18 protein-coding genes and 1 pseudogene are annotated in these 21,474 nt (G+C 43.1%); 16 read left to right on the top strand and 3 right to left on the bottom strand.

The annotated features are described in order from the left end of the window. Positions 1 to 585: 585 nt before the first annotated feature. Positions 586 to 1,662 (bottom strand): zinc ribbon domain-containing protein, encoded by a 1,077-nt coding sequence (locus tag AC5JM2_RS21425; protein ID WP_495836853.1) that lies wholly within the window; start codon positions 1,660 to 1,662, stop codon positions 586 to 588. Positions 1,663 to 1,914: 252 nt separating this feature from the next. Between AC5JM2_RS21425 and AC5JM2_RS21420 the strand changes: the two genes are divergently transcribed. The 7 genes from AC5JM2_RS21420 to bchD all read left to right on the top strand — a co-directional run bounded on the left by AC5JM2_RS21420 (position 1,915) and on the right by bchD (position 8,484). Then, the gene (locus tag AC5JM2_RS21420) at positions 1,915 to 2,403 is read left to right on the top strand and encodes an LptA/OstA family protein (protein ID WP_495836852.1); all 489 of its coding nucleotides are present in this window, start codon (positions 1,915 to 1,917) and stop codon (positions 2,401 to 2,403) included. Between the two features lie 29 nt (positions 2,404 to 2,432). Beyond that, complete coding sequence (lptB, locus tag AC5JM2_RS21415; RefSeq protein WP_495836851.1) at positions 2,433 to 3,161, top strand: LPS export ABC transporter ATP-binding protein; 729 nt, start codon at positions 2,433 to 2,435, stop codon at positions 3,159 to 3,161. Positions 3,162 to 3,425: 264 nt separating this feature from the next. After that, positions 3,426 to 4,601, top strand: a complete 1,176-nt coding sequence (locus AC5JM2_RS21410) for an LptF/LptG family permease (protein ID WP_495836850.1) — start codon at positions 3,426 to 3,428, stop codon at positions 4,599 to 4,601. Positions 4,602 to 4,740: 139 nt separating this feature from the next. Further along, a complete protein-coding gene (locus AC5JM2_RS21405) occupies positions 4,741 to 6,033 on the top strand; it encodes a hypothetical protein (RefSeq protein ID WP_495836849.1) in 1,293 nt (430 codons plus the stop codon). 13 nt (positions 6,034 to 6,046) lie between these two features. After that, positions 6,047 to 6,148, top strand: a complete 102-nt coding sequence (locus AC5JM2_RS21400) for a DUF5710 domain-containing protein (RefSeq protein ID WP_495836848.1) — start codon at positions 6,047 to 6,049, stop codon at positions 6,146 to 6,148. 13 nt (positions 6,149 to 6,161) lie between these two features. Then, on the top strand, positions 6,162 to 6,329 hold the full coding sequence (locus tag AC5JM2_RS21395; protein WP_495836847.1) for a hypothetical protein: 168 nt from the start codon (positions 6,162 to 6,164) through the stop codon (positions 6,327 to 6,329). A 79-nt stretch (positions 6,330 to 6,408) separates the two neighbouring features. Beyond that, positions 6,409 to 8,484 carry a magnesium chelatase ATPase subunit D gene (gene bchD, locus AC5JM2_RS21390; protein WP_495836846.1) on the top strand — a complete coding sequence of 692 codons (2,076 nt, stop codon included), beginning with the start codon at positions 6,409 to 6,411 and terminating at the stop codon, positions 8,482 to 8,484. 35 nt (positions 8,485 to 8,519) lie between these two features. Here the strand turns inward: bchD and AC5JM2_RS21385 are convergent, their stop codons facing one another. Then, positions 8,520 to 9,302, bottom strand: coding sequence for an RNA polymerase sigma factor SigF (locus AC5JM2_RS21385; protein WP_495836845.1), 783 nt, complete (start codon positions 9,300 to 9,302; stop codon positions 8,520 to 8,522). Between the two features lie 564 nt (positions 9,303 to 9,866). On the opposite strand from AC5JM2_RS21385, the gene AC5JM2_RS21380 reads away from it, so the two are divergent. Then, on the top strand, positions 9,867 to 10,595 hold the full coding sequence (locus tag AC5JM2_RS21380; RefSeq protein ID WP_495836844.1) for a Bax inhibitor-1/YccA family protein: 729 nt from the start codon (positions 9,867 to 9,869) through the stop codon (positions 10,593 to 10,595). A gap of 229 nt (positions 10,596 to 10,824) precedes the next feature. Here the strand turns inward: AC5JM2_RS21380 and AC5JM2_RS21375 are convergent, their stop codons facing one another. Then, entirely contained in the window at positions 10,825 to 11,739 is a 915-nt protein-coding gene (locus tag AC5JM2_RS21375; RefSeq protein WP_495836843.1) for an alpha/beta fold hydrolase, read from the bottom strand. A 40-nt stretch (positions 11,740 to 11,779) separates the two neighbouring features. Between AC5JM2_RS21375 and AC5JM2_RS21370 the strand changes: the two are divergent. From AC5JM2_RS21370 to AC5JM2_RS21335, 8 genes and pseudogenes are all read left to right on the top strand, one after another. Further along, positions 11,780 to 11,962: pseudogene (locus AC5JM2_RS21370) on the top strand (ABC transporter permease); the annotation flags it as partial. Between the two features lie 1,270 nt (positions 11,963 to 13,232). Continuing rightward, positions 13,233 to 13,766, top strand: coding sequence for a translation initiation factor IF-3 (gene infC, locus AC5JM2_RS21365; RefSeq protein WP_210611858.1), 534 nt, complete (start codon positions 13,233 to 13,235; stop codon positions 13,764 to 13,766). 261 nt (positions 13,767 to 14,027) lie between these two features. Next, positions 14,028 to 15,200 carry a pyridoxal phosphate-dependent aminotransferase gene (locus tag AC5JM2_RS21360; protein WP_495836842.1) on the top strand — a complete coding sequence of 391 codons (1,173 nt, stop codon included), beginning with the start codon at positions 14,028 to 14,030 and terminating at the stop codon, positions 15,198 to 15,200. A 320-nt stretch (positions 15,201 to 15,520) separates the two neighbouring features. Then, on the top strand, positions 15,521 to 15,964 hold the full coding sequence (locus tag AC5JM2_RS21355) for a secondary thiamine-phosphate synthase enzyme YjbQ (protein WP_495836841.1): 444 nt from the start codon (positions 15,521 to 15,523) through the stop codon (positions 15,962 to 15,964). Positions 15,965 to 15,979: 15 nt separating this feature from the next. Then, on the top strand, positions 15,980 to 17,371 hold the full coding sequence (locus tag AC5JM2_RS21350; RefSeq protein WP_495836840.1) for an FAD-dependent oxidoreductase: 1,392 nt from the start codon (positions 15,980 to 15,982) through the stop codon (positions 17,369 to 17,371). Between the two features lie 148 nt (positions 17,372 to 17,519). Further along, on the top strand, positions 17,520 to 18,194 hold the full coding sequence (locus AC5JM2_RS21345) for a DUF5673 domain-containing protein (RefSeq protein ID WP_495836839.1): 675 nt from the start codon (positions 17,520 to 17,522) through the stop codon (positions 18,192 to 18,194). Between the two features lie 529 nt (positions 18,195 to 18,723). After that, positions 18,724 to 20,346 carry a peptidoglycan-binding domain-containing protein gene (locus AC5JM2_RS21340; protein ID WP_495836838.1) on the top strand — a complete coding sequence of 541 codons (1,623 nt, stop codon included), beginning with the start codon at positions 18,724 to 18,726 and terminating at the stop codon, positions 20,344 to 20,346. Positions 20,347 to 20,448: 102 nt separating this feature from the next. Then, the gene (locus AC5JM2_RS21335) at positions 20,449 to 21,321 is read left to right on the top strand and encodes an S-methyl-5'-thioadenosine phosphorylase (RefSeq protein ID WP_495836837.1); all 873 of its coding nucleotides are present in this window, start codon (positions 20,449 to 20,451) and stop codon (positions 21,319 to 21,321) included. The last annotated feature ends 153 nt before the right edge of the window (positions 21,322 to 21,474 follow it).

Genomic DNA, 21,474 nt, shown 5'->3' with positions numbered 1-21,474 from the left:
TAATATTAAAAATTATTAAAATACTGTAGATTCAACCTAGCTGCAGTGCATGCAAATCTGTGTGCTCTGATATAGCAGGGAGCACCGGAGTTGGGAGCAGGTGAGACAGTGCTGCGGGAGGGTTTCCAACGCCAGTACTTGATGAGGGTCTCCCTCATCAAGTACTGGCTCCTCCGCAGGCGACTGCGTTAGCGCAGCGAGACCGGAGGTCTTCCCCGATAGCCGTAAGGCGTGGCGTTAGCCATAGGGGAGCAGGCTGGGAATTGTCCCGTGGTTTCCGTGTTTTCTCATTAGTTGATCTCCTAATCTACCTGGCAACTGCTATAGCACCCCACGGGCAGGGATCGCAATCCGTTATGGATGAAACAAACACCTCAGAGTTCCCTGTTCCCTGTTAAGCGTTCCCTGTTCCCTGTGTTCCTTAACAGATGAAACCTTAAAAGTCGAGACAGCGTCAATACTCCTAGTTTTAGCCAGCAGCTATCCTCGAATAGCCCAAAATGCGTATTTTATGATCTGTGGTTAAAGTAGTTGAGAAAATTGGAATAACAATCAAAAATCAGAAACTATAAATTGCTATCATGGTTATCCAAAACTTTGACATTTTGAACTTGGACGTAAACGGAAACCATACATTCCCGCCAATCCTAGAAACTCTAGATTCTTGGAGGCATTAAGATCCGCATGATCAAAATGACCACAATTTACGCACAAGAATCTATCACTTCTACGATTTCGTTTGTCCCATTTACCGCAAGCGTGACAGCGTTGGGAGGTTTTCCACGGGTCTTTGCGTTCTACCTCAATCCCCAACTCCTGACAACGTCTGACCAACAAACTCGCGGTATAGGCATAAAGCCAATGAGACAGCCGCCGATTAAACACGCGGGAAAACGTTCCCCGTTTACCGTGCTTAACTTTCTTCAAATCTTCGATGACCAGCATCTTAATTTGAGAGAAATCAATTTGCTTGATCGCCCAACCCATCATCGATTTCATTTCGACGCGGGTATGTTTCTGGTGAGGAGCAAAGCCCTGAATCACTTGATGCAGTTCGGTTGCAACGTTCTGTCCATCCGAAAACACCAATCCGTTTTTGTAGTTGGAATCCATTCCTACAACCTTTCCTTCGGCTTTGGGTTGCGGACGTTGTTTCTCAACCAACAAGTCAATAAACACTCTGTAATTGCGCAATCCCAAACGAATTGTTTTGCTCCTAATCCACCCGTCCGCAAGCTTTTGATTCATAGGCTTGGTGGAGAAAATGGGGCAAATCATCTTCGGAGCACCAGACCCAATAAATTTAATACACCAATCAAACCCTTTACCATTAAATGGTTCGATTGTGACGAAATGATAGAACAGTGTAACAACATGGCGACGCAATCTGGGCTTGCGTTTTTTAAACTTCTTACGTGTACTTGCAACGAACTCTTTTGCCTGTTTGCACAACGCTTGGGACAAACGAGTTGTGATACCAAACCGCTTAACAGCACAGTGAATTGTTGGCAGATCACCCAGCCTTGCCGAAAAGTCTTGACGTTGCCAATGCAAATCCATAAAGTATTGCATGACATCATGGCACAGGCGCAAAAAACGCTTGAGTTCCTCTGACTTGCCTTGATTTAAGTCGTCGAGGAACACTCGATAAGCACGGGTCATTACATTTTTTTTGCGCCTAGCTGCCATAAAGTCAAGCGAGCATTTATGCGATAATTGTACTGCATTATCCAGTATAAAGCAATGGCTAAACTTACTGAGACAGTTACATTTCGCCTGAGTGAAGAGGAAAAAAATTTGGATGCAATGGTGTGAATTGCAGCATCGCAGTCAGAATGAAGAATTTCGGTTTTACTTAGCCTTAGTTCGTCGCAAATTAGCAAAGAAAACCAAACAAATGAGTGATTAATTACCATGCCCCACTATCAATTGCCTCAGTTTCATATACGTCGTTTGGCACTAGCTTTAATAGTACCAGTTGTACTTCTGGGCGCAATCACGTTTCCTAGCCAACTGCAAAAAGCTACTGCACAAACTCCAAAAGCTCAGCAAAATCGTCCTCTTTACATCCGTGGAAAGGTACAAGAATATAACTCTAAGACACAAGTGGCAACGATTCGCGGTGAGGTAGAACTGTCTTATCCTGCACGAGGTATTCAAGCAACTGCTGCCCAAGCACAATACTTTACCCGCGAACGTCAGATTATTCTCAGTGGCAATGTCTATGTTTTGCAACAGGGAAGCAATAGTATAAAGGCTGACTCAGTAACGTATCTGATTGATGAAGCGCGATTTGTTGCTACACCTAAGCAAGGTAGTCAGGTAGAATCTATCTACATGGTCAACGACACTCCAGTTAACAACCAAGCTCCTGCAACACCACCTGTGAAGAAATCTAATTAGCACAGATAACTCATAAAGGACGGCAGAGAGTGAAAATTGTCTTAGAAAACATTCATAAAACTTATGGCAAGCGAGTCATAGTCAATCGCGTCAACCTTTCAGTCGCCCAAGGCGAAATCGTTGGGTTACTTGGTCCCAATGGCGCTGGTAAAACGACGACTTTTTACATAGCCACAGGTTTAGAAAAACCAGACAAGGGAAAAGTCTGGTTAGACAATATAGATATGACTCCACTACCAATGCACAGAAGGGCACGACTTGGCATTGGTTATTTGGCACAAGAAGCAAGTGTTTTTCGCCAGCTTAGCGTGCGAGATAACATTCTTTTGGTGCTAGAGCAAACGAATGTGCCAAGCTGGGAATGGGCAAGGCGAGTGGACACCTTGTTGCGGGAGTTTCGTTTAGAAAAAGTAGCCAACAACAAAGGAATTCAACTTTCTGGAGGTGAAAGACGCCGGACAGAATTGGCAAGAGCTTTGGCTGCTGGTAGAGAAGGACCAATATTTTTATTTTTGGATGAACCATTTGCGGGAGTTGATCCCATAGCAGTCTCAGAAATTCAGCAAATTGTGGCGCAACTGCGCGATCGCGATATGGGCATTTTAATCACCGATCATAACGTCCGCGAAACTCTAGCCATCACAGATCGCGGATATATTATGCGTGAAGGGCAAATCCTTGCCTCAGGCACCTCCAAAGAACTCTACAATAACCCCCTGGTGCGGCAATACTATCTGGGTGATAACTTCCAGGCGTAAATAAAAAATCTTTTATATTTACTGTTTTTAATTAAATTTTCGTAATCTGGCTTTATTTTGTTTACGATTTATTTTGATAACTGCTACATTTTTGATGCTTAAATCTTCTTGTGGCTGAAATTGTTGCTACCCTAAACCAGGATTTCTTACTTGAGTTTGCATAGCTATGATGCATACCAGATTTTTTGTTACTCGTAATAAAAAACCTAGTACTAATGACTAATGACTAATGACTAACGACTAATAACTAATAACTAATAACTAATGCCTAAATTTAAGTCTTTCTACACCATCAACTCGCTGCTACCTTTTTCTATAATGGATCGCTACCTAGCGAGGGAATTGCTGCCGACATTTTTGTTTGGTGTTGGGGCTTTCGCTTCAATCGGCGTAACAATAGATTCTATGTTCGAGCTAATACGGAAAATCGTGGAATCTGGACTACCGATAAGCATCGCCGTTCAAGTTTTTATGTTAACGATGCCAGAGTTTATCGTTTTAGCTTTCCCCATGTCCACGCTCCTGGCTACTTTGATGACTTACAGTCGTCTTTCCAGCGATAGCGAACTTGTAGCTTTACGCGGCTGCGGAGTTAGTGTGTATCGCATGGTACTCACTGCTGTAATGTTGAGTCTGATCGTTACAGGAATGACATTTTTGTTTAACGAACACCTTGCACCAGCATCCAAATACCGAGCAACTCAAATATTGAATGCGGCTCTCAAGTCCGAAACACCAACTCTTGTTAAGCGGCAAAATATTTTTTATCCCGAATACCAGAAGGTGAAAAAAGAGGATGGTAGCGGTAATAGAAAAATCTTAACACGCTTGTTTTACGCTGATGAATTTGACGGTAAGGAGATGAAAGGCTTGACAATTATTGACCGTTCTACACAAGGTTTGAGTCAAATAATTGTATCAGAATCAGGCGAGTGGAATCCATCTCAAAATGTCTGGGATTTTCACAACGGTACCATCTATTTGGTTGCCCCTGACCGCTCTTATCGTAATATTCTCAGATTTGAACACCAACAAATAAAATTGCCTCGGACTGCTCTTGATTTGGCACAGAAAAGCCGAGACTATGGCGAGATGAACATTGGTCAAGCACTCGAACAACTTGAGGTTGAACGTCTCGGTGGTGATGAACAAAAAATTCGCAAACTCCAAGTTAGGATTCAACAAAAAATTTCCTTACCATTTGTCTGTGTCGTTTTTGGTTTGGTCGGTGCAGCAATGGGAACCGTACCTCAGCGTACTGGAAAAGGGACAAGTTTTGGCATCAGTGTCATAGTTATTTTTAGTTATTATTTGCTTTGGTTTATTACTGGTGCTTTAGGAGAAGCTGGTATTCTTTCTCCCTTGGTAGCTGCTTGGATGTGTAACTTTCTGGGATTTGGTGTAGGTTTCTTGTTATTGAGGCGAGTTGCACAAAAATAGTTTTTTGACAAAAATCACACCTGCGGTTAATAAATTACAATTGTCAAGTAGGTAGGATCAAAAAAACTCCATTAGTAAACCGCTGGTCTAAACCTTTTTTCTTTTGCTACTTTCTTTGTAAACTTACACTCTATTGCCCATGTCACGCCACCACTATCCTCCCGCCTACTTACGCTATCTCAAAGCTAGGTTATGGTATTTAGCACGACCTAGTTTTTGGGGAACAGCAATTTTTTTATCTGTCGTAGGGCTGGGCATCAAAGAATACTGGACAAACCCCGACTTTTTGACTCAATGGCAAAAAAATCAAGTTGCGGATAACAAGCCTGTCAACTCCTCTGTTTCAAAGGAAGACAGCGCAATAACACCGGACATTAATAATTTACCACCAGTTCCGTATCCAGCAAAAAATCTCGCCTCCAAACAAAATACTCAAGCAAAAAACAGCAAAAGTTTATTAGAAGCTTTAAATAGCAACACCCAGACCTCTACAAGTGATAGTAAATTAAAGCTTAATGTCAAGGACGGTGATTCTACACCCGTTCTAGAATTGGAAAATCCCTTTCTAGCACAAGCACAGAATTTATTACAATTTAAAAATCTTCCAAATGGTAGTAATTCACTAGGAGTGAATGCCTTGGCTCCTGGTTTGGGAACGGGATTAGCTACTCAAACCACTTCTAATCAAAACGGCGTCTCACAAAGTGCTTTGCAAACAGCGCTTAACCAGGTAAAGAGGGACGAATATACAAACTCAAATCGTACCACCTCAACTAAGACAAATCCTTTTGAGTCATCATCTTTACTATCCACCGAAAACAGAAGCAGTCAGACTGTTGTTCCAAGCACTAACTTTAATACAAACACAATCAATCCTCTGAACATAGGAACAGGTTCTACGCAGCCGGGAGCAATTTCTGGAACCAATTACATACAACCAGGAACTACTCCTGGAACAGCTTATCCTCAACCAAGTTTAAATAATCTGCAACCACAAAACTTATCTGGTGGAACAAGTTATATACAACCAGGAACTGCAAACCAACTGCAAACTTCCATTCCTGGAACAGCTTATCCTCAACCTCAATTAGCACCTGTAGGCATACCGCAAACTCCAAGTGCAGTTCCTAATAGCAGAGCTATTCTTCTTAACCAAGTTATCAACAATAAGTTGAATAACATAAATACTGCTCAACCATTGTCTAATGTAACACAACCAACATTAGCAGTACCCCCGTCCTCCAATACACTCAATGCTCCCAACTACACCCTCAATCAAGGTAGTGTGATTAACAATACGCCTGCAACGTCCAATAATTATGGAAATGTAGGCTTACAGCAAGCGCCGGCTCCAATACCGCAGTATCTTGCTCCATCTTCTACTCAGATTCCCGGACAATATACTGGTGGCGGACAGATAAATAGGTACTAGTATCGGTAAGACAATGGCACGAACCTATCTAAATGTTCCATACCAAGAAAAAGACGAAGCGAAGAAACTAGGGGCGAAATGGGATGCGATACGCCTAAAGGCGTATCGCCACTGATCATTTGGCGAAGGTGAATGGTTGGACAATCCAGCAAGCAAGGATATATGTGCAAGAATGCTTCCAAGTTTGGCAAAAACGCAGCCAGCATGAATGGGATTTGGATATCACCTATCTAGGGCAATTTGGGATTTCGAGTGATTCTTCATCGCCCAGACGTGCCGACAGACTAGGGAATTGAGCAGTTTTGCGTAACTGGAGCACGTGCACAGCGCTATTATTTGGTATCCTAGAAAGCTGGACTAGCTATGACTTAAACTATGCCTGCGCCTACGATCATCCCTCTTAGTACAGCCTTTCCCCTGACAGCTGTAGTCGGTCAAGAAGCGATTAAATTAGCCTTGCTGCTTGCTGCGGTAGATCCGGGGTTGGGAGGAGTGGCGATCGCCGGTCGTCGCGGTACGGCAAAATCTGTGATGGCGCGTGCTATTCATAGCCTACTTCCACCCATTGAAGTTGTGTCTGGTTCTATCAGCAATTGCGATCCCAATCGTCCAGAAGAATGGGATGACCAACTTTTGGCAGATTCCTCTGTGACTCTGGCTACAAGCGAAGATGGAAGCACTCAGGTAAAAACCCAAATCATCCCCGCACCCTTTGTACAAATTCCTTTGGGAGTGACAGAAGATCGACTCTTGGGTTCTGTGGATGTGGAACAGTCTGTTAAACAGGGTGAAACTATCTTTCAACCAGGTTTACTCGCCCAAGCACACCGAGGCGTTCTCTACATAGATGAAATCAATTTATTAGATGACCAAATATCCAATCAGCTTTTAACAGTATTATCTGAGGGACGCAATCAAATTGAACGGGAAGGCATTAGTTTTCAGCATCCGTGCAAACCCTTATTTATCGCGACTTACAACCCAGAAGAAGGAGCATTGCGAGAACATTTACTAGATAGAATTGCGATCGCCCTTAGCGCTGATGGTGTCCTCGGTTTAGATCAAAGAGTGCAAGCAGTCGAGCAAGCTATTGCTTACTCCCAATCGCCTCAAGAATTTCTCCAACAGTATAGCGAAGACCTAGACAACCTCAAAACCCAAATCATCCTGGCGCGGGAATGGTTAAAAGACGTTTCCATTACCCACCAACAAATTTCCTACCTAGTAGAAGAAGCAATTCGTGGAGGCGTGCAGGGACACCGCGCGGAGTTATTCGCCGTGCGTGTTGCTAAAGCCTCAGCGGCTTTGGATGGACGCACACAAGTGAATGCTGAGGATTTGCGGCGTGCTGTGGAACTTGTGATAGTCCCACGGGCGACTGTTGTCCAAACACCACCACCCCAAGAAGAACCACCGCCACCGCCTCCACCCCCTCCGCAAGATCAGGAGGAACCCGAAGATAATTCCGAACAAGAACAAGAGGAAAACCAAGAACAGCCAGAACAAGAACCGCCTGGTATTCCTGAAGAGTTTATCTTTGATCCTGAAGGAGTCGTTCTTGATCCCAGTGTGCTTTATTTTGCTCAGATGGCGCAGCGGCGAGGTAAGTCTGGCAGTCGTAGTTTAATCTTTTCCGAAGACCGGGGACGTTACATCAAGCCAATGTTGCCCAAAGGGAAAGTGCAACGCATTGCTGTAGATGCCACACTGAGATCTGCAGCACCGTATCAGAAAGCACGACGGCAGCGGTATGAGAGTAGCAGAGATAATGCATCCTCATCCTCAAAAGGGCGGCGCGTCTTTGTAGAAGAAAGTGATATTCGAGCCAAGCGCTTGGTACGCAAAGCGGGTGCTTTAATAGTATTTGTGGTAGATGCCTCAGGTTCAATGGCGCTGAACCGGATGCAGTCTGCTAAAGGTGCGCTGATGCAACTCCTGACAGAAGCATATCAAAACCGTGACCAAGTGGCTTTGATTCCTTTCCGAGGAGAACAAGCAGAGGTATTGTTACCCCCCACACGTTCTATTGCTTTGGCACGTAACCGTCTGGAAAGATTACCCTGTGGTGGTGGTTCACCACTGGCTCATGGTTTAACCCAAGCTGTACGCGTCGGTTTGAATGCCCAAATGAGCGGAGATATTGGACAAGTTGTGATTGTAGCGATAACCGATGGACGCGGCAATATTCCTTTGTCGCGTTCTTTGGGTGAACCGCAAGAAAGTGGACAAAAACCAGATATCAAAGCAGAATTGTTAGAAATTGCTGCTAGAATGCGTGCTTTGGGAATGCAGTTATTAGTTATTGATACAGAAAGTAAATTTGTTTCTACTGGATTTGCTAAGGAGTTAGCAAAGACAGCTGGAGGTAAATATTACCATTTGCCCAAAGCCACAGATAAAGCGATTGCTGCAATGACAAAAGGAGCAATTGCTGATTTAAAATCTCGTTGATGTCAGCACTTCCATACTTTTTCAAAGAAACATCATCACCCTGCTGGCACTGCTTGGGTTTTTAACATAGAGACTAAATCTTGAACTCCCTTTTGCAAATATCGCGTAACTGTCATTGGACTGGTACCAATTTTGTTCGCGGCATCTTTGCGAGAAAATTCATTCAAATATACCATTTCTACTACCATGCGGGGCTTTTCTTCCAACATATTTATTGCCCCTTGAAGTTGTTGCCGCTCTTCGTCTTGTTGTTGCAAACTAGCAGAACGGTGACAAGGAAGTGCTTCACCTAGAGTGATTTGACAATCAATAGACTGAATAACAGTAGCATCTAAACTCAAAGGCATACGGTTCTGAGCAGCTAATTTTGTCTGTTGCCATTCTTGAGGAGAGACCTTGAGTTTGCTTGCAATTTCTAAATCTTTGGGAGGACGACCTAAAGTCAGTGCCAATTCTTTGCGAACCTTTTGCCCTTCGTTATAAAGTTCTTGCCAACGACGCGGAATTTTTAAGAGAGTACAGCGATCGCGTAGAAAGTGCAGCATTTCACCTCGAATGTAAGGCACAGCAAAAGAACTAAAAGCATATCCTTGGCTCGGATCAAAACGCTCAATTGCTCTTATTAAACCTAAATAACCGACTTGCTCTAAATCTTCATAAGGCTCGTTGCATTGATAACTGAATTTATGAGCCATCTTCCGCACTAAGCCAGTATGCATTTGTACAAGTTCATTACGAAGTTTAACAGAAGGATTCTGGTAGTATGCTCGTAAAACTTCTATACCATCATATTGCATCGAGTACTGATTTGCTGCCATATAAATTCCTTTTTAAGAAGTCCTTTTTTGGGAAAAATAAAGTAGTGTAAATCTCCATTACAGCTGTTATTATTTTCCTTAGGAACTCTTGTAGAAACCATTCGTTGTTTCACTGAAATTGTTAATCGTCTTTTTAAAATATAAGTATTTACACGGAAAAAGCCCTCCGAATTTTTAGTTGTCGTAAATGAACAAAGTGCTGAGTTGTGAGTACTGAGAAGCCAGCGCCGTGTGAAAGTTCCCCTTCGTGGATGCAAACTGCCGTTTTGTTGTATACGCACTCTTGAGCTTCCTGTGAGAGTGGCGACTGGCGTTGCAAGAAGGGGTGTAAGGGTATAGGGGTATAGGGGAAATGCACTTATATTTTCATCCTCTTACACCCTTACACCCAGCCTACGGCGACCTACGGTCCACTTCCTTAACGCTGCGCTAACACACCCTTACACCCCTAATATTGGGCGTTGACTCACTCCTAAGCATTATCTTTATGGCTACTAGCTCTGGTTATCAGTAAAAATGGAAAGAAACACAAATGCTCAACTAACTAGAAAATAAGTGTGAAATATGAGCAATACCAGTAACTTCCGTGACGCAATTCGTCAGGCTCAAACTCAAGCCCTGGTGGGTCCCAATGTCATAGCCAACGCTCTTCCTTTTGTAGGCGGCGGACTAGTGCTAACAGCATTAGGGGCATACGGTGGATTGAGTGTCATCCGTACTAATCCTGAATTGTTCTTGCCCACCTTCTTTGGTGCAGTCATTCTAGAGTTGATTTTGTTCTTCGTTGCCCAGAATGTTGCCGAAAAAGGCAATAACAAAGTTGCACTACCTCTATTAGCAACATACAGCCTTCTCTCTGGATACACAATTAGTGGTTTAATCTACGTCGCCCTGAGAACCCAAGGTGTCGGTATTCAAGGTGTTGGATTCGCAGCTCTTGGTTGTGGTGTGACTTTTATCGTTGCTCGTCAAATTGGCTCAAATCTTTCTGAGCAAGACGGTATGGCATTGACGAAAACGATTAATCTGGGGTTAATTGCCTTAGTTGCCGTAGTCGGTGTGCAATTTCTCTTCAGTATCTTTGGTGTTTACACACCGAACTGGCTAGAAATTGCCATCTCAGGTTTGGGTGTGTTTCTCTTCGTGGGTGCATCGGTTGTAGATTTCTACATCCTGCCACGCACCTACCGCAATGACCAATACCTGCCTGCGGCTTTATCAATGTACTTAACATATATCAATTTGTTTGTTTTCATCTTGCGATTGATTCTTGCTTTTAACAGCCGTGATTAAGTAGATTAGATTTCTTGCAAAAATCTGATTTCAGGGCAGGGTATTTGGAACCCTTGAGCGAAACTCAGCTAAAAAAACCGTGGTTTGACCTTCCAAACCACGGTTTTTTATCACATTTTGAAAGCGCCAATATAGCCGTTGGGAGTCTCCAGTCGCTGACTTCGCGCATGTGGTATGTTTCACTTGTGTGATCGCATCCTTTGGAGTGAAATCTTGATTTGATAACTGTTTACTGTTGAGTGTTCACTGATTTCATCCAATCTAAAATGGCCCGGTTCACCACATCTGGGCATTCATCGTGAGGACAATGTCCCACATTTTCTAAGTTAAGCAGTTCCAATTTTTCATTGAAATTAGCAAATTGAGTCGCAAGCGCAGGGGGAATAAATCGGTCTTTTTGTCCCCAAATCAGAAGCATGGGAATTTGTAAGGTTGGCAGTACTGTCTTAACACTAGGACTAAAGTTAATCCCAATGGTTGCTTTCAACAAGGCGGTGAAGGCACGGGCAGAACCTCGATCCTGAGAAGGACCAACCAAAATTTCTACCAGTTCATCGGTGATCGCCTCTGGGTTAGCATAGGCAATACTAGCCCAGCGACGTACTATGTTTGGTCGGCGCAAAACCTGGAACAAAGGCTTAAGCAACAGTGGCGAAGCAACAAGATTTTTGATTCCCATGACAATAGGTCGTAAAATGGGAGGAATCGCCTCTTGCTCCAATGACGGATCAGGCAAACTCATCATTACGACACCTTGCACCATCTCAGGATGAGCAGCAGCGACTGCCAGGCAAACAAGTGAACCAAGAGAGTTACCTACTAGTACAACTGGTTGACAGATAAATGCTTTCCAAAAATCGTAAATCTGTTCTGCCCAAAGATGTACGCTGTAATTTATGGGAGCTTTTTCAGAAGCGCCCCAACCCAACATATCAAGGGCGTAAACAGTATGGTGTTCGCCTAGTACCTCTAAATTCTGTCGCCAATGACCGATAGATGCACCGAATCCGTGTAGCAGAATCAAGGGAGTTGTCTTGTGATTGTTTTGAGCAGGACGAATGTATGTGTAGCGAGTTTGCCAGCCTCTCCAAACCCAGTCTCTTTGATTGCCAACCCGTTGCTGCCAGTGCACGATAGTATCCACGCTTTTCTCCAATTTATCGTACAGAAAAACTTTTCATTATCCGTTGATGACACCAGGTGCGCCTAGCCCTTATTCGCCATTAATTGCCAAATCTGCTCCGTTACCAATTATTTTACTACAGAGTCTTGCCCATGCTGGGATTTTATTGGGGTTAATTGCCGGAGGGATTTTATGGGTGTTGTTAGTGCGATCGCCTCTAGGTCACCAAATTACGGTTGACGGTGTTGTTTATTGCTGTCAGTCTCGCGGTGGAAAGAGAGATAAGACAGGACTTAGGCAAAAATCGCCCCAAAGCTTAATTTATCGAACCGCCCTTCGGGTATGCGCAAAGCGCATACCCGAAGGGCGAACGCCAGTCCCCCAAACTCCTGCACAGACGCTACTTTGAACGTGACGGAAGCCGCCCCTACGGGGTTCACCCTATGGCGCTCCGCCACGCCTTACGGTGAGACCAGCGCTCTTGGTAGGGGAGCCAGTGCGTTGCGGTGAATCCAGCGCTGCAGGTGGGTTTCCCGACCTAGGCGACTGCGGAGCTAACGCGCTCCGCAGTCGCCTAGAGCGCCAAGAATCCGTAGAGTGTGCGTAAGTTCTAATAAGAGTAGAAACGCACAGGGACGCGGAGGTTTAACGCAGAGGTTCGCAAAAATTTTTCTGTGTTCCTCTGGACTTTCCTGTACGAACCTCTGCGTTTAAAGAATCATCTCAACTTTTTCTCTGATTACCTGGTAGCTACTTTACGTGTAAGTAAGTCGGTGCAAAAAAATCAAACTGTGTAAAGAAAAGTAAATAAGGCTCAAACTCTTTCTCTCCCTACTCCCTACTCCCTGCTTTATTCCAACAAGAATTATTTACGCCGACCTACTTAGCCATACCCTTGGGATTCGCTACGCTAGTAGTCTGGCAAGTCAACTTTGCTAGGTATATTTTTTGTAAAACTCTTTAAGAGTAAGCATTACAAAAATTTTTCACCCAGCAAAGTTTCTTTAGTCAAGCACTAGTAGTCTGCCAAGGTAACAATGCTTGGTTAATAGCAGCAAGAAAAATCTCTTTCTCCCCCTGCTTCCTCTGCTTCCCCTGCCTCCCCTGCTTGCCTTAACCCGGCAATTTTGGGTTGGTCGAGTACTAGGTGGATTCTACTCAGAATGGTGGGAGGGTATTAAATATCGCTCAAGAAGGATAAGGTAAACAGATAAATACTGTATCGTAATCAAACCCTTTTTTTCAACATTTAAGTGCAAAAAAGTCAATGGTTTCATAGAAAGTGTTACAATCATTAAAAATTGCTACTATTCTGTAACTTAGATTAACGATTGGACAGAAATCCTTTCAAAATTAGTAGAATGGCAGATACAACGAAGACAATGAAACTGCTCTAGGGATTAGCTACCCTAGAACTATAGGTTCATTTTCTAGTCCTCAGTGATTTTAGTATTTCACTTCTGAGGCATACAACAAACAACTAAGCCACTTTCTTAACAAACAGCTCCCACATCATGTCAGTGATTGAAAGAAAAAGAAATCGCGACCTGCCCCAAATTAACGAACGAATTCGCTTCCCGAAAATTCGGGTTATTGATACTGATGGTTCTCAGTTAGGAATCCTGACCCCACAAGAAGCACTACAACTAGCAGAGGAAAAAGAACTTGACCTAGTGCTGCTGAGTGATAAGGCAGAGCCTCCGGTTTGTCGGATTATGGACTATGGGAAATACAAGTTTGAGCAAGAGAAGAAGGCCCGGGAAGCCCGGAAAAAGCAGCACACTGCTGACGTCAAAGAAGTGAAGATGCGTTACAAGATTGAAGAACACGACTACAATGTACGAGTTAAGCAAGCAGAGCGTTTTCTCAAAGACGGGGATAAAGTCAAAGCAACTGTGATGTTCAGAGGTCGCGAAATTCAACACAGCGACATGGCAGAACAATTGCTCAAGCGAATGGCAACAGATTTAGAAGCATTAGGCGAAGTTCAGCAAATGCCCAAAAAAGAAGGGCGGAACATGATGATGCTTATCTCACCCAAAAAGTAATTAACAAGTAAGTAAACTTAGCAAATCAGATAAGGGGGGATACTTCCGTTGAGAAGTATCCCCCCAGTTTTATTTAGCGTCATTCTAAATAGTAAGTTCTACGGGCACGCACTCGCGTTCGTGAATAAAGGTAGGAGATGAGGCAGATGCTTCCTCATTATCCTGATCCAAATCCAATCCTTGATTTCACAACTCAAATCGGACTCGCATATAAAATTAACTTTTAAGAGAAAATTGAACTTATCTTAAATGTAATATTGTATGGAATCTCTTGTCTCTCGGATGCAGGCGGTGCAGTCGCCTATTATTCCAGTTGTCGCGGAACTGATTAAAAGCTGTCCTGGTACTATCTCTTTGGGACAGGGTGTTGTTTCCTATAGTCCACCACCCGAAGCCATAGAACTTTTGCCCAAATTCCTAGCTGAACCAACTAATCATTTATACAAAGCGGTTGAGGGAATTTCTCCATTACAAACTGCACTTGCAGCAAAACTACAAGACTTTAATGGTATTGAAATCAATGAGGAAAACTGCATCGTTGTGACCGCAGGTAGCAATATGGCGTTTATGAATGCTGTTCTTGCTATCACTTCGGTGGGAGATGAAGTTATTCTCAATACACCTTACTACTTCAACCATGAAATGGCGATTACTATGGCGGGTTGTCGTCCGGTACTCGTCAAATGTGATGAAAATTACCAACTGCGTCCAGAGGCGATCGCCTCTGCTATCACTCCAAAAACACGAGCAGTGGTGACGATTTCCCCTAATAATCCCACAGGGGCTGTGTATTCAGAACAAGCGTTGCAGCAAGTGAATCAAATTTGTTGCGATCGCAATATCTACCACATCAGCGATGAAGCCTATGAATACTTTACTTACAACAAAGTGAAACATATTTCTCCTGGTGCATTTGCGCTAAGTAGCGACTATACCATTTCTCTCTATAGTCTTTCCAAGGCTTATGGTTTTGCAAGCTGGCGTATTGGTTACATGGTTATCCCTAAACACCTGCTTGTCCCCGTCAAAAAAGTTCAAGACACGATTCTGATTTGTCCGCCTGTGATTTCCCAGTATGCAGCTTTGGGGGCGTTGCAAGCCAAAGACGACTATTTGAAGAATCATATTGCGGCGATCGCCCAAGTAAGACAAGTCGTACTTGATTCGCTCAACAGCTTACAAGACTTGTGTACCATTACTCCTGCTGATGGTGCTTTCTATTTTTTTCTAAAAGTTCATACTCAATTGGATAGCTTTAAGCTGGTTGAACGACTCATCCGCGAACATCAAGTTGCAGTGATTCCTGGTACAACCTTTGGGATGGATGATGGATGCTATCTCCGCGTCGCCTACGGTGCGCTACAAAAACAGACAGCAAAAGAAGGAATTGAACGCTTGGTGAGGGGTTTGCAAAAAATATGTAAGGTGCATTAACGCAGTGCGACACACTACCTTTAAACTAGAAATCAGTCAAACAATTTTAGATTTTAGATTTTAGATTTTAGATTTTAGATTGACCCCACGGACGGATGCGCTTTCTTGGGAATTTTTGATTTTGCGAAAAGTTTGAGCGGAGGTTTCCTCCAATCAAAGCTTTTCAAGACGGATTAAACAATTGATTCCACGGACGGGTTCGGGGGCTTATACCATCAAGGAATCATTGGTTAAAAAATAAACTCTATCCACAAGACTTGTATTTTGTGGAAAATTTTCATCTTAATAACTTACAAAATTAAAAACACACAATTAACTGTATGCCAATTGTTAATCATTTTATAGAAATCGAAACAAAACAAGGAATAAATATACATAATATTACGTCACAGATTCAAGATTTGATAGAATCAACCTCAATTAAGAATGGTCAAGCTTTGGTATTTTCACGCCACACAACGACGGCATTGGCTATTAATGAATATGAAGAAAGATTGTTAAAAGATGTCAAAGTTTATTTGGAAAAACTAGCACCAGAATCAGACCGATACTTACATAACGACCTACACTTAAGAGAAAATATTCCTCCAGATGAACCAATGAATGCCCATTCTCACTTAATGGCAATGACTTTAAGTACGAGTGAAGTGATTCCGATTGTAAATGGAAAATTAGCTTTGGGAACTTATCAATCTGTTTTATTTTTTGAGTTAGATGGACCACGTAAGAGGACTGTATTTTGTCAAATTTCTGGGGAGTCGTGAGTAATGAGAACGAAAATGACAAACAATCATGCAATTGTCATCGGTGGTAGTATGGCTGGGCTGGTAGTCGCTCGCATTTTGAGCGATCGCTTTGAGCAAGTCACGCTTATAGAACGAGACCAATTTCCTTTAGGCGCTATTTCGCGCAAGGGAATTCCTCAGTCTCGTCACGTTCATGTACTATTGCAGCAAGGTCAGCTCATACTTGAACGATTTTTCCCTGGACTTTGTGACGAAATGATTGCTGCTGGTGCTCATCTGATAGACGTGACAGCAGATATCATGTGGCTTACCCCTGCTGGATGGGGAGTTCGCTTTCCCTCCGACGTTCCTATGTTGGGATTCAGTCGCGATTTACTAGATTGGATAATTCGTCGCCGCCTAGCTACCATCAACAACGTCCGCTTTCTGGAAGGGTGTGATGTTACGGGACTTCTGTCAAATACTGATGGAACTTGTGTAACTGGTGTATCCCTTCGTTCAGGAACCTCTGAAGAAGAGCAGTTGCACGCCGATTTGGTCGTTGATGCAAGTGGACGCGCTTCCAAAGGTCCTCAATGGCTGAAAGCTTTGGGTTATCAACCCCCACAGGAAACCGTACTCAATGCCTTTTTAGGTTACACCAGTCGCCTTTACCGACTACCCACTGATTTTCAGAGTGATTGGAAAGTAGTTTTATTGCAAGCAGCACCCCCAACACGCACACGCGCTGCTGCATTTATGCTATTGGAAGAAAATCGTTGGATACTAACGGTTTATGGGGGCGATCGCGATTATCCACCTACTGATGAAGCTGGCTTACTAGAATTTGTTCGTAGTATGCCTTGCTCTTCAATTTATAACGCAATCAAAAATGCAGAACCACTCTCTCAAATCTACAGTTATCGTGGCACTGGAAATCGTTGGCGTCACTACGAACGACTACCCCGTTATCTCGAAGGGTTCTTGGTTTTAGGTGATGCAGCCTGTGCTTTTAATCCGGTCTATGGACAAGGGATGACAATTGCGGTTTTAGGTGCTTCGACTTTGGATGAGTGTCTGTATCAGCAACGGCAATACCAACCTAACGGCGATTTTACAGGTCTAGCAAGGCGCTTCCAGAAAAAACTAGCCAAAATCAATGCTGTACCTTGGCTATTAGCAACAAGTGAGGACTATCGTTATCGAAGAACCGAGGGTAAACCACCTAGTCTGCTTACCCAACTCATGCACCGATACATGGATAGAGTTGTGCAGTTGACGACAAATCATCCTGATGTACGCTTAGCACTGCTGGAAGTGATGCACATGCTTAAACCACCTGGGACACTGTTTCAACCGAGAATAGTTATTCCAGTCCTCAAGCAATTGTTCAAGTTCAATTCTGGGTTTTTGGCAAGAACCTCACATAGCGAGCAAGCAGGATAGAGACTGCATATCCTAACAGAATTGGCTCCTATATCTAGATTAGAACTTAACGCATTCTACAAATAGGTTATGTAGATACAAGGAGATGATGATGCTTGGGTCCTTTTTTACAGAGTTAATATTATTATTGATTGTCATTCTGCCCGCTATGGCAATTGCATACGCAATTTCCTACCGCACAATCGGGCGTCAAGCCGCTCAAAGGCGTTTGGGTCGAACTGCTTTGTTCATACTGCTTGCTTTCTTCGTGAGCTTCGGGCTTCATTTCCTAGGCAAACATGGATTCCTAGGCAAATATGGATCGATAAGCTTTAATTTTCTATTTGCAGCTTTTGTGGTCTTATGGCTCCTAAGCTGGAACTGGCGAAAGAAAAAGGCTGGTGCTTTACTACTTGATGCAGGAGAGTTTTCACGAAGCAAATTAATGCTTTGGGTTGGTGTATTGGAAGCACTGTTCGCAGTCTTCAACACTTGGTCAGCGATTAATAAAATCTCAACAGGGCTTGGGAATGACACTGAACTGCTAGAAGTTATAGCGCAACCGGTTTTCCTTTGGTCGTTAGCCATCTATTTCCTCTTAATGGGATTGAGTAGACTGGAGTTTCGAGAAAACGGCATCTGCTATGGGCTTTCAGTGGTGAAGTGGGAGAAGCTGGGATCTTACAGGTGGAACCAAGAGAAACCCAACATTGTGACCATTAACTTCAAACAACTACACTATCGCTTTTTAACAGGATTCTGGAGCTTACGAATTCCATCAGCACATCGGGATGCAGTGAAGCAGATTCTAGCTGAGCATTTGATCATGACTGATGTCAAGTAATATAAAGTAACCGTCATGAACTAGCCATACTGTTTCAACCGAATCTTCAAAAGTGATGCATACGTATCATCTGAATATTGTCTGTTTGCTATCTCAATGTCACACTCAAAACATAATTGACTACCAAATCAGCCTTGATGAAATTACTCCATCGATTTGCTACATAAGATAAATGCCTTTTGTTTGGAGCCAGATAAACCAATTGACTTGAGAACCTGGTATATTCTTCATAGAAATCACTTTGTGCAATTAAGTTCAATCAGGGGGGTAGATTGCTTGCTGTATGAAACCTTAGTAGAGAGCCTTTTTAAGGTTTTCTTTATGAATGGGTGTAAGCAGCAAAAGTTTTGCAAGACTACCGTAATTTTACTTAAAAATAAAATTTTAATTATTACAAAAAAAGTTGTCAGGAATGACGTGTCACAGCAGTGTATCTACAATTGCATATAAAAAAAACTGACTAATACTCTGTCTGAAGTCAATTTCACAACAGGGGAATCATCTAAGATAACAAACCGAAATCACTACTATGGAAAGAATTGGTTATCTTCAGCTTGCATCAGCAAACGAAGCATCAACAAGAAATGAGCATACTGCTGTGGGGGTTTCTCTTAATCTTTTTGCTGGGTTGAATTGGAGGAAACTGTCTAATCGTGCAGCGATACATCTTTTATCTGTAACACTGACTTTGGCAGTCTTGAGTATAGCCGAGCGTGCGATAGCCCAAAGGGCTGACGCTCCGCGTATCGCACTCCAGAAAGTAGGAAGTGGAAGTACTGGATCTCAAGTCTCAAATATCCAAAGGTGTTTGAGCAATTTAGGCTATTACAAAGGTCCTGTGACAGGTAAGTTTGCTTCCTTAACTCAGGATGCTGTGATTCGGTTCCAGCGAGCCAATGGACTACCAACTGTTGGATATGTCGGTGCAAGAACTGAACAACTATTGCAATCTCAATGTCAAAGTCGAAGATCTAATCAAAGATCTGCTGGGAGTGTTAGCACTGATTTGCGACCAGGTAGCAGTGGTCAAGCAGTTACTAGATTGCAACAAAATTTAGGGCGTTTAGGTTTCTTTAATGGTCCTGTAACAGGTAACTTTGGTTTAGAAACTCAGCAAGCAGTCATCAGGTTCCAGCAATCACGTGGAATACGTGCTGATGGTGTTGTCGGTGCGAGAACAGAAGAAGCAATACGCACCAGTTTTAACAGAAATGATTCCTCAGTCAGTGTTAGCAGTTACCAAGACACAAATAATTCCTCTAATTCCTCAGTCAGTGTTAGCAATTACCAAGACACAAATAATTCCTCTAATTCCTCAGTCAGTGTTAGCAATTACCAAGATGGCGTTGGTGGAGATAACTTACCAAATGCTTTGAATGTGGGTGATTCGAGTCGTCAGGTGAGAGAATTGCAACAGGATTTGCAGCAGCTGAGCTACTTTAGGGTGAATCCAACTGGTTATTTTGGTCCAACAACTCAAGAAGCTGTAGCACGTTTTCAGCAAGATCATGGAATCACACCCAACGGTATTGCTGACTCACAAACCTTGGGAGCAATAACCACAGCTTTAGCACAACAAGGTAATGGGCAAAGTAATGGGCAAAGTAATGGGCAAAGTAATGGGCAAAATTATGGGCAAAATTATGGGCAAAATTATGGACAAAATTATGGACAAAATTATGGACAAAATTATAGTTGTTCGACAGCCACCGGAGATATCTGTCAGGGTGAGAGAAGTCAGCGAGTGACAATCGTACAACAGCGTTTGCAGAATTTGGGATTTTTTAGAGGTGATGTCACTGGTTTTTATGGTCCTGCAACCAGAGATGCTGTCGTTCAATTTCAGCGAAACTCTCGCTTAGAAACAACAGGATCTGTCAATTTTCAAACTTGGCAAGCATTAGGTTTGACCAACAACCCGAACAACTCTACAGGATTGAACCCTAAAGAGAATCGCTATGTTGTTCTCATCCCGATTTCTAGAAACGACACTTTAAATGAAGTGCGTCAATATATACCGGAAGCTTTCCGCGCTGAATCTAGACTCGGTCCCTATGTCAATGCTGGACAATTTAGAGAACGCTCACAAGCAGAAGATTTGTCTAAGTGGTTACGTTCACGTGGGTTAGATGCACGAGTAGAATACTTCTAATGGTCAAGAGCTATGAGCTAAGAGTGAGGAGTTATGAGTCATAACTCCTCACTGTTGAGTTGTGTAACTTGATTCCTCACTTGTTTTGGAAATCTAAAAATAATGGCAGAAACTCGTATTGGAATTATTGGTGGCAGTGGTTTATACAAAATGGATGCCCTCAAGAATATCGAAGAGGTACAAGTCCAGACACCTTTTGGTTCTCCATCGGATGCTTTGATACTGGGAACTTTAGAGGGTACACGAGTTGCTTTTTTAGCGCGTCATGGTCGCAATCACACGCTGTTGCCTTCCGAGTTGCCATTTCGCGCCAATATTTATGCAATGAAGCAACTGGGTGTGGAGTATCTCATCTCTGCTTCTGCTGTTGGTTCTTTGAAAGAAGAAGTAAAACCATTGGATATGGTGGTTCCCGATCAATTTATTGATAGAACGAAAAATCGGGTTTCAACGTTTTTCGGTGAAGGGATTGTTGCTCATATCGCTTTTGGTGATCCGATTTGTAAAAATTTGGCAGCTGTTGTTGCAGAGGCGATTGCCTCCCAAAACTTACCGGATGTCACTGTACATCGTGGTGGTACTTATGTGTGTATGGAGGGACCAGCATTTTCAACAAAGGCGGAATCCAATCTTTACCGCAGTTGGGGTGCAACGGTGATTGGAATGACTAATTTGCCAGAGGCGAAGTTAGCACGGGAAGCAGAGATTGCCTATGCAACGCTCGCTTTAGTGACTGATTATGATTGTTGGCATCCAGATCACGATAGCGTGACAGTGGACATGGTCGTTGCGAATTTGCAGCGAAATGCACTCAACGCTCAGAAAGTGATTCAAGAAGCAGTGCGGCGTTTGAGCGAAAACCCACCCTCAAGTGATGCACATTCAGCCCTAAAGTATGCGATTTTGACAAACTTAGATAAGGCTCCCGTAGCAACTAAAGAGAAGTTGACCTTGTTGTTAAAAAAGTATATCTAAAAACGAGAGTATCATACAAACACCAAAGTTGTGCGTACGCCTGCAGCACGCTTTGCGTTGGCTCTTAGCGTGCTACAGGCGTACACGAAGCGTTAATCTATAGTCTCTTGTTAGTAATCATTAGTACCGTTTTTAAGCAATACTGTCAGGGTG

The organism is Brasilonema angustatum (assembly GCF_059505445.1).
This window is presented reverse-complemented; position numbering and strand designations above follow the sequence as displayed.

Bases quoted from the DNA above. Each gene is read 5' to 3' on its own strand.
- AC5JM2_RS21425 (WP_495836853.1), bottom strand. From the start codon at position 1,662: ATGACCCGTGCTTATCGAGTGTTCCTCGACGACTTAAATCAAGGCAAG.
- AC5JM2_RS21420 (WP_495836852.1), top strand. From the start codon at position 1,915: ATGCCCCACTATCAATTGCCTCAGTTTCATATACGTCGTTTGGCACTA.
- AC5JM2_RS21410 (WP_495836850.1), top strand. From the start codon at position 3,426: ATGCCTAAATTTAAGTCTTTCTACACCATCAACTCGCTGCTACCTTTT.
- AC5JM2_RS21405 (WP_495836849.1), top strand. From the start codon at position 4,741: ATGTCACGCCACCACTATCCTCCCGCCTACTTACGCTATCTCAAAGCT.
- AC5JM2_RS21400 (WP_495836848.1), top strand. From the start codon at position 6,047: ATGGCACGAACCTATCTAAATGTTCCATACCAAGAAAAAGACGAAGCG.
- bchD (WP_495836846.1), top strand. From the start codon at position 6,409: ATGCCTGCGCCTACGATCATCCCTCTTAGTACAGCCTTTCCCCTGACA.
- AC5JM2_RS21385 (WP_495836845.1), bottom strand. From the start codon at position 9,302: ATGGCAGCAAATCAGTACTCGATGCAATATGATGGTATAGAAGTTTTA.
- AC5JM2_RS21380 (WP_495836844.1), top strand. From the start codon at position 9,867: ATGAGCAATACCAGTAACTTCCGTGACGCAATTCGTCAGGCTCAAACT.
- infC (WP_210611858.1), top strand. From the start codon at position 13,233: ATGTCAGTGATTGAAAGAAAAAGAAATCGCGACCTGCCCCAAATTAAC.
- AC5JM2_RS21360 (WP_495836842.1), top strand. From the start codon at position 14,028: ATGGAATCTCTTGTCTCTCGGATGCAGGCGGTGCAGTCGCCTATTATT.
- AC5JM2_RS21355 (WP_495836841.1), top strand. From the start codon at position 15,521: ATGCCAATTGTTAATCATTTTATAGAAATCGAAACAAAACAAGGAATA.
- AC5JM2_RS21350 (WP_495836840.1), top strand. From the start codon at position 15,980: ATGACAAACAATCATGCAATTGTCATCGGTGGTAGTATGGCTGGGCTG.
- AC5JM2_RS21345 (WP_495836839.1), top strand. From the start codon at position 17,520: ATGGCAATTGCATACGCAATTTCCTACCGCACAATCGGGCGTCAAGCC.
- AC5JM2_RS21340 (WP_495836838.1), top strand. From the start codon at position 18,724: ATGGAAAGAATTGGTTATCTTCAGCTTGCATCAGCAAACGAAGCATCA.
- AC5JM2_RS21335 (WP_495836837.1), top strand. From the start codon at position 20,449: ATGGCAGAAACTCGTATTGGAATTATTGGTGGCAGTGGTTTATACAAA.